The organism is Okeania sp., from assembly GCF_983059655.1.
In genome coordinates, this window is sequence record NZ_CEZPJD010000141.1 from 1 (window position 1) to 8,212 (window position 8,212).

Annotated in this window: 3 protein-coding genes and 1 pseudogene; 2 read left to right on the forward strand and 2 right to left on the reverse strand. The window is 32.6% G+C overall.

Translation table 11 applies throughout. The annotated features are described in order from the left end of the window. Positions 1-778 precede the first annotated feature (778 nt). Positions 779-4,522 (forward strand): helicase-related protein, encoded by a 3,744-nt coding sequence (locus tag AC3DU7_RS10550; RefSeq protein WP_488039306.1) that lies wholly within the window; start codon positions 779-781, stop codon positions 4,520-4,522. 359 nt (positions 4,523-4,881) lie between these two features. Here AC3DU7_RS10550 and AC3DU7_RS10555 read toward each other — a convergent pair whose 3' ends face one another. Next, entirely contained in the window at positions 4,882-5,454 is a 573-nt protein-coding gene (locus AC3DU7_RS10555) for a hypothetical protein (RefSeq protein ID WP_488039307.1), read from the reverse strand. Positions 5,455-5,892: 438 nt separating this feature from the next. On the opposite strand from AC3DU7_RS10555, the gene AC3DU7_RS10560 reads away from it, so the two are divergent. Then, positions 5,893-7,119 (forward strand): RNA-guided endonuclease InsQ/TnpB family protein, encoded by a 1,227-nt coding sequence (locus AC3DU7_RS10560; RefSeq protein WP_488039308.1) that lies wholly within the window; start codon positions 5,893-5,895, stop codon positions 7,117-7,119. Positions 7,120-7,235: 116 nt separating this feature from the next. On the opposite strand, the pseudogene AC3DU7_RS10565 reads toward AC3DU7_RS10560, so the two are convergent. Beyond that, a pseudogene (locus AC3DU7_RS10565) lies at positions 7,236-8,132 on the reverse strand (HNH endonuclease family protein); the annotation flags it as partial. Positions 8,133-8,212 lie beyond the last annotated feature (80 nt).

The following is an 8,212-nucleotide window of genomic DNA, read 5'->3' on the forward strand; positions in this document are numbered from 1 at the left end:
AAAATCTCTCAATTTTCGGTAAAACTCAGAAAGTGAAAAATTTTGAGGATATCTATATCTAAGAATCCGAAAAAATCTGCCTTTACCTGAAATATCTCTCTCAACTAAACTCTGATATTCTCAGGCAAAATCTCTGAATTTTCGGCAAAAGTTAGAAAGTGGAAAATTTTGAGGATATCTATATCTAAGAATCCGAAAAAATCTGCCTTTACCTGAAATATCTCTCTCAACTAAACTCTGATATTCTCAGGCAAAATCTCTGAATTTTCGGCAAAAGTCAGAAAGTGGAAAATTTTGAGACTATCTATACTTAAGAATCCAAAAAAATCTGCCTTTACCGAGAAATATCTCTCAGGTAGACTCCTACATTCTCAGGGAAAATATCTCAAATTTTGGCAAAATTCCGAAAGTGAAAAATTCTGAATATATCTATATATATGAGTTAGGAAAAAATTCTCCTTCCCTGAGATATCTCTCCCAACCAGACTTGGAAATTCTGAGGAAAAATTCCCCAATTTTGGCAAAACTAAGAAACTGGAAAACTCGGAGTATATCCATATATATGAGTTAGGAAAAAATTCTCCTTCCCTGAGATATCTTTCCAAAGCAGACTCCTAAATTCAAGTAAAATTAACCCAATTTTCCGCAAAACTCAGAAAGTGGAAAATTCGGAGCATATCTATATTTAAGAATCATAAAAAAATTACCCTTAGCTGAGATAATGTGAAATGAAAAACTTGATGAAGCTAAAACTACTATTAATCAAAAGGAGAAAATTATGCCACTTACTGAATATTTAGGACGTTTATTTGAAGTAGGATTTAATATTGGCGTACTTGCCGATATTCAACACCAGAAATATCCAAATTACTTTGGCGATCTATATCGTCAAGATTTAGAAAAACTCAGATTACCAACTCTGGTTAGAAAAATCGCAGATGCAGAGGAAATATTTAGCCAAGGAAGTATTAATAATCTGGAAATATGGAGTCAATATTTTATTCAGAAAGGGTTTATTGGTGGATTAAATTTTTTCCGTGAATATATCAAGTCAACTGGTTGGAAACTCCACCTGAGAAAACCGGAAATTTTATACTATCAATGTAGCTTTGATGGAGATAATGCTTTTGGTTATAACCCCAAGGATAGACAACAAGCAAATAGCAAATTGTTATCTCAATTTTTATCTGCTGATGTTTTAGATAGTCAACTAAACAATTACGTTACCAAGTACCACAAAAAAGGAGAATTTTTACAAGCAGATACTTTAATTCTGCTACGTTACCGGAGAGAAATTAGAATTATTTGTGTAGACTTGTCGATATTTTCCATCAAATCAATGGAAGATTTAAAACCACTGGATAATATAGAAGTATTGCGCCGAATGTTGATGAGAGATATTAAACATATACGCTCTAAAAGTGTTTTTTCTAAACTGCGAATAGATACGGGAGATGCTCAAGATTTTGGTTTAGAGTTTTCCCCAGATTTAAAACGATATTTTACAGCTTTTAAACGTAAGGATAAAGAAACTACGAAGTTAATTCAAGCTGGTGCCTATGCTTATAGTTTCTATAATTTTCTCCAGAAAGAGACCGATATATTAGATAACTCTAAGTCATTACTTTTTAATGTAGTAGGATATAGCGACCGCAACATTAGTTCTCTCTGTTTACAACCAAAAAATATCAATATTCTTGAGACTTGTGCAGATATTTATCAAAATGAACCGAAGGAGCAAGATATAAAAATGGCTCGTCAGGAAGTTTTGCAAACAATTAAAATTAATGCCAAAAAGAGTTTTCAAAATGGGAGAAAATTTGCCCAAGAATTATCTGTAGAAAATCTTTATGGGAAGGAGGATAAAATTACTCCAGTAGTTCATCAAGAAAAAATTGATGGTTTCTTTAATTCCGTGGGTATTATCCCAGATGATTTAGCAAAAGAAATGGATGTTCCTCCCAAGTTAACTTTAAGAAATGCTCATGCTGAATTAATTACAAAAGCTCTGAAAAGTGATAAAACTTATGTATTTTTAACAGGTAATCCAGGTATAGGAAAAACTACAGCGATCGCCAATTTTCTCAAATCTCATATTAAAGATGGATTTCTATTATTTTATGTTAGTCCCCGCACTCAAGTTAATGTCGATTTAATCAATAAGTTTAAGTCTAAAACTGGCGAGTCTTTATGCAGCAATAAAATATTTGGTCTCACTACAAATTCCATTCTGATTAAAGAAAATAATGGCAAACCTACAGTTAGTTATCATTCCAATTTCCGTCAAGATAATTTCATTAAAAATACTGTCAATTTTATTCATAAGGGTTTAGTTCCCAAACATCCCCAAAAAACTGCCCGTAGAAAGTCTCGGTTTTACAGAGAAACTCAAGATAATATTAAAGACATTGGGGAAAAAAGTGCAGGAGTTCTCGATAGTATCTGCCAGGGAATATATACAACTATTAATCAAAATATTTCTAATAATATTGTTGCTACAGTCTCAATTCAATCTTTAAGAAAAACATCAAATGGTGGAGATACTCTAAACCATCTCCGGAAAATATTCAAAGATGCTTATAACCGAAATACAGGTGTAATGCCTGAAAAAATGCAAGAAATTTCTCAGAGAATAAAGCATATATTCATCATGATAGATGAGCTAACTGGAGACGATAGTGGGGTAAATTTTTTGCATGGAATTAAGGATTTTTTGAAAGATTACGATTTGACTAACCCTGAATTTAGATTTAATACAAAAGTCATTATTGCTGATGCTTCTATTGTCGAAAAAGAGGTTATTAAACAACACTTATCTCAGACTTCCCCAGAACCAGATAAAATTTATTTTCGGTCTGTAGGAGCAAATACCAATTCGCCCCTACAAGTAGAGAATTTTGACTTTAATAAACAACCAGCAATTGCTATTAATGCTAATTCTTATCCTGCTAGTAATTTAGATATTACTTATAAAATTTTCCTCCAATGTTATCAATTTAATGAGGCCAAATTTAAAGATGACAATAAAGAGTTAATCAAAACAGTTCAAGCCAATATTTTATCTGATATAAATTCCTATTTAGATAATCCCAAATCTAGTCAAATCTTAGTTTATATTCAAGACAAACAAAAACTACAAAAATTAATAGAAAAAATTAGTAAGTCTCGAAAATTTGAACAATATACAGACTATCTAGAAATACACGCTAATTTATCCGATGAAAAAAAGAGCAAAATTGAAGGATGTAAACAAGATGTCAAAGTTGTATTTATGACATCTTCAGCAAGTCGAGGTTTATCCTTTCCTAAAGCTAAAATAATGTTAGTAGAAATTCCTAAATTTCAAATAGAAAGAAATTTAATGGAAATCATACAAGTTATCTATAGAGCGCGGGGAGAATATTGGGAAAATAACACAGCAAAAACTTTAGATAATCAACCAAAACAAATAACCTTTTATTTGAGCGATCGCGCCATTTATTACCCTCAAGAAGAAAATATATCTCCGCAAGAATATACTGAAGAACAAAAATTATCCTTAGCAGAAAGTTTGTTAAATATCTGGAATATTTTATTAATTCTCAAATTGTCAATAATGACACGAATAACTGGTGCAGGTAGTTTAGGAATGAAACAATTTATGATGATTCCTATTGGTGGAAAATCTATTTCTGCTGCTGGAAATACATTTAGTAGTCAAATAACTAATCTAATCAGAGAATTAAAAAATGAACATCGTCGTCATCCTCAAAAACAAACTCTTAAAGATGTTTATACAAGTTTGACAAAAATTTTTAGTAGTGCAGATTTTGTTTTACTTGAAGATGAAAATAAATCTAAAAAATCAGATTCCCAATATCGTTCTTATCTTTCACTAATGGAATCTTTTAAGCAAAAATTTTCCCACTATTGTCACCAACTTGATAGATTACTAGATTTTGGAAATATCGAAACAGGTCATCTCACAGGCAATTTATTAGTAGTTCCTATTTATGAACATAGATTAGAAGAAACTTATTTGATAAAATTAGAATCACAAATTAGACAGTTTGCTAATGATGAATTAGTAGAAAAAATGAAAAAAATTAGCAGAAATAAAGATTATCCACCTAATCTCATATCTGCAATGGAAGGTAGCGTATTAGAATTTGTTGAATTGCTCAAGGGAGATATTAATAGAACCCAATGGTTTGAACAAAATAGTCAAAACTTAGACCAATATTATGCTCTACCATTATTTGTATTTATGAGTCTAGAATTGATGAGTGAATATTTTAAAACTGAACCTGAAGAAGAAGAAGAAACAGAATTTAGAACCCTTTTATCTCAATACGTTCACTATCTTTATCCTTCCTACAATACTTTACCCATTGGTCGGAAATATCGGAAGTTTCCATTTATTGTTTTTCGCAGTTATAGCTTAGGAGAAATGCTAGAAAAAATTTATAGCGATCGCTATCTTTTAACTTCCAATGAATTGAATATTCTCAACTTAATTCTTTCCAAAGATGAGAAAGTATGATTAGTTTAGACACAATAAGAAATTTCTTGTCTCTGTCAGGAAAATCTTCTCAACTTATTCCAGCTTTCCATTCCCTAATAACTTTGCAAAAAATTTTCCGACAATTCTTCTTGCAATGATCGTATTCCGCACTTCTAAAGTAAGATTTTTCAGAATTTTTTGTCTTTCTTCAATTGAGTTAGAAGTCTACTATATTAAACAGTTTCAATTTTTTAACAGCTCGATATATTTTGCTATCCTTTGTTACTAGGATAAGAAAATTTGAGCTTAAATATCCAGCACAAATCTGGGGAGTCTTTTCATAACTCCAATAATTCAAAGCTATTCTAGATATTTTCGAGCTGCCTAAAGAAAGTAGGCTAAGATTTTTTCTTTGATTTTCTCGAACACTTTTTCTGAGAAGACTTTTGAGTTTTTTCTTTCCTCTTTTTTTTAAACTTTTGCCTCTGTTCGGTAACTTCCGGAGGCGGACCGTAATCTCCTCTTGAAAAATAAATTCGCTCTACAATATGTTGTGGTTCAACCTCAATCCACAGACGAGCTCCACCTGCTTGACTGTTGTTCGGTTGATGGGGCTGATAAACAATTTGGCAAGGTCCATTAATTTTGAGAGCGTGACAATAATCCTTTTTATTTCCTACTTTCACAGCAACTGCTGGATGAGAAGTTTTATTGTCTCGGTTATAGTCAATAGTCTTTCGGAGAACATGAACAAAGGTATTTCCTGTACGTTCAGCTTTGTTCCAGGTTCCTTGAGGACCGCGACAACCAGGTATAATTTCCGGTACTCCTCGGTTGTTGAGGGGAATCATCCAAAATCTTTCTACCTTATAAGCTCCTAAAACTCTGTTTTGTTGGAGTAGTATCCGCAGTCTACCCGTAGATATATTGAGTAAAAATGCTGCTTCTGTTGTACGAACTTCCGTAGTCATAACTAGATCGTTATAGTATTTATTTCTAATTTCTATTTTATTGAATATCTTTGAGCATATTGGATCAGTCTACATGAAAATGGCTTATGGTTAAAATTTCTCAAAATATTGCTACAGTGGTTTTATCTACATGGTGAGAATTTAGAGATTAATACTCTAAAAATCTTTTTTTTATTTTGTATTAGATGATTGCACTTATTCGGAAATGTTCATATTCCATACTTCTAGAGCAAGATTTGTCAAAACTTTTTGTCTTTCTTGGATTGAGTTAGAAGTCCACTGCTCAAATGGTTTTAAATTTTTAACAGCTTTATCAAGATGTTGCGAGAAGACCCGCGCTCTCCTCCAAGGGAGCGGAGGGATGGGAATCGCAATCAATGTTGATATTTCATAAACAATGTCTTAGAACGTAAAAAGTTAATTAGCAAATAATTATAGATGGTTGAAAAGGCGTACAAATTTAGGTTTTACCCTACTCCGGAACAGGAAAATCTGTTGAGGAGAACTTTGGGATGTGTACGCCTCATCTATAACAAAGCTTTAGCTGCAAGAACTCAAGCATGGCTAGAACAACAACAGCGAGTCAGCTACAAAAAAACTTCAGCTATGCTTACCAACTGGAAAAAGCAGGAAGATTTAGATTTTCTTGACAGAGTAAGCAGTGTACCATTGCAGCAAGGTTTGAGACATCTACAAACAGCTTTTACTAACTTTTTTAGTGGACGGACTAAATATCCCAGCTTTAAGAAAAAGCGTAATGGTGGCAGTGCTGAGTTTACGAAGTCGGCATTTAAGTGGAAAGATGGTCAAGTCTATTTAGCTAAATGCTCTGAACCGTTACCTATTAGATGGAGTAGACAACTACCGCAAAACTGTGTGCCAACAACAATAACAGTGAAACTTGACCCCTCTGGTAGATGGTCTGTGTCTTTGAGAGTCAATGATACCAGAGATTTAAAACTTAAACCAGTACTCAAACAAATAGGTATTGACTTAGGAATTACCAGTTTAGTTACTACCAGTGATGGAGAAAAAATTGCTAACCCAAAGAATATAAACAAATTACACAAAAAGCTGAGATTGGCGGGGAAGTCTCTATCTAGAAAAACCAAGGGTTCTAATAACTATCAAAAGGCTAGGCTGAAATTAGCCAGGATACACGCAAAAATTAAAGATTCAAGACTTGATTACACCCATAAGCTAACTACTCAACTAATCAGAGAAAACCAAACGATAGTGATTGAGGATTTAGCTGTGAAAAATATGGTCAAGAATCACAAGTTAGCAAAAGCAATAAGTGATGCTAACTGGGGAGAATTAGTCAGGCAATTAGAATACAAAGCTGAATGGTATGGACGGGAATTAATCAAGATTGATAGATATTTTCCGAGTTCTAAACGTTGTTCTAATTGTGGCCATGTAGTGGAAAAATTACCTTTAAATATTAGAGAGTGGGATTGTCCAGAATGTGGTAGTCACCATGACAGGGACATAAACGCTGCAATTAACATTTTGGCTGTGGGACTCGCAGTGTCAGTCTGTGGAGCGACTGTAAGACCATCTGAGAGTAAATCTCCGTTTGCGGAGCATTCCGTAGGAAAGGCAGGTGCTAAGAAACAGAAAGCCCCTAACAGTGATGTTAAGGAATCCCGCGCTGTCTCGTAGAGCAGCGTCGGGAGGATGTCAACTATCTGGCTATTCTTTCCCACTCGTATAGATTCAACGATAGATTTTGTTAGATATAGCTTTGAGTGTTTGTAAGGTTCAATTTTAGAAGAATAAGAATTATTCTGAATAGATGCGTTAATAGATTTCTCTAAAAGAGTAAGATTACCTAACTTTGAACTATATTTTTTGATTTCATTAGGCTTATCAAAATTTTTAACCACTTCTTCACTAGGCTTTTGAGGTAATATATGTTCTATTTCTATAGAAGACTTTAAAAAAATATTCAGGTCTGATTGAGGTTTTTCTTCTCCAAGAGCTTTTTCCTCAATATATTGAGTTAACTTAGCTAGTATGTATTTTAATTTATATTTTTGAGTGTCAGATTCCTCAAAATTTTCAAATGCTTCTATAAATTTATCCTTTAATTTTTGTTTGATAACATAAATCTCTTCCTCTAAGAATTTATCTAATTCTTCCTGGGTTTTTACTGAGCGTAGCTTGACTGACCATGAAATAAAGGTACGCTCATATTCATTAGTCTTCTGTTTTGTGATTATTATGAGAAAAAGAAAATTTTCAAGTTCACGACATAGTTTCAAGAACAATTGTTTTTCTAGATTTTTAGCTGCAAGTAACACACTTATATGTTGCCGAGAAGTTGAAGTTAAGTTTCTAATATTATCTAAATATTTATTAAATGTTTGATCTAAATTTTTACCTTGCAAAAAGAAAGAATAAGCTTTCGCATTATCTGTGACATTTTTTATGAAAGACATTGGATTATCTGAATATTGACAGATTTTATCATTCTCTAAAATCCATTCATATTCTTTGCTTTGTACTTCATCTCGTTTAGCATCATATTGAGCAAATATAAAATGACGAAGAAAGTTAAATGGTTTTTCCTTAACTCTTTCCAAAATGTCTATTATTTGCTTCCAATTTTTATTAAGCTTTTCATAATCGTCGGAACTAGCTTTTTTAAAGATTAGATTTTTCAACAAATCCATCGCATTTAATCCAACGCCTCTATCATTAATCGTCTCAAAAACTCTCAAAGCATGGTTAATATCTGAAGTTGTAACTCTAA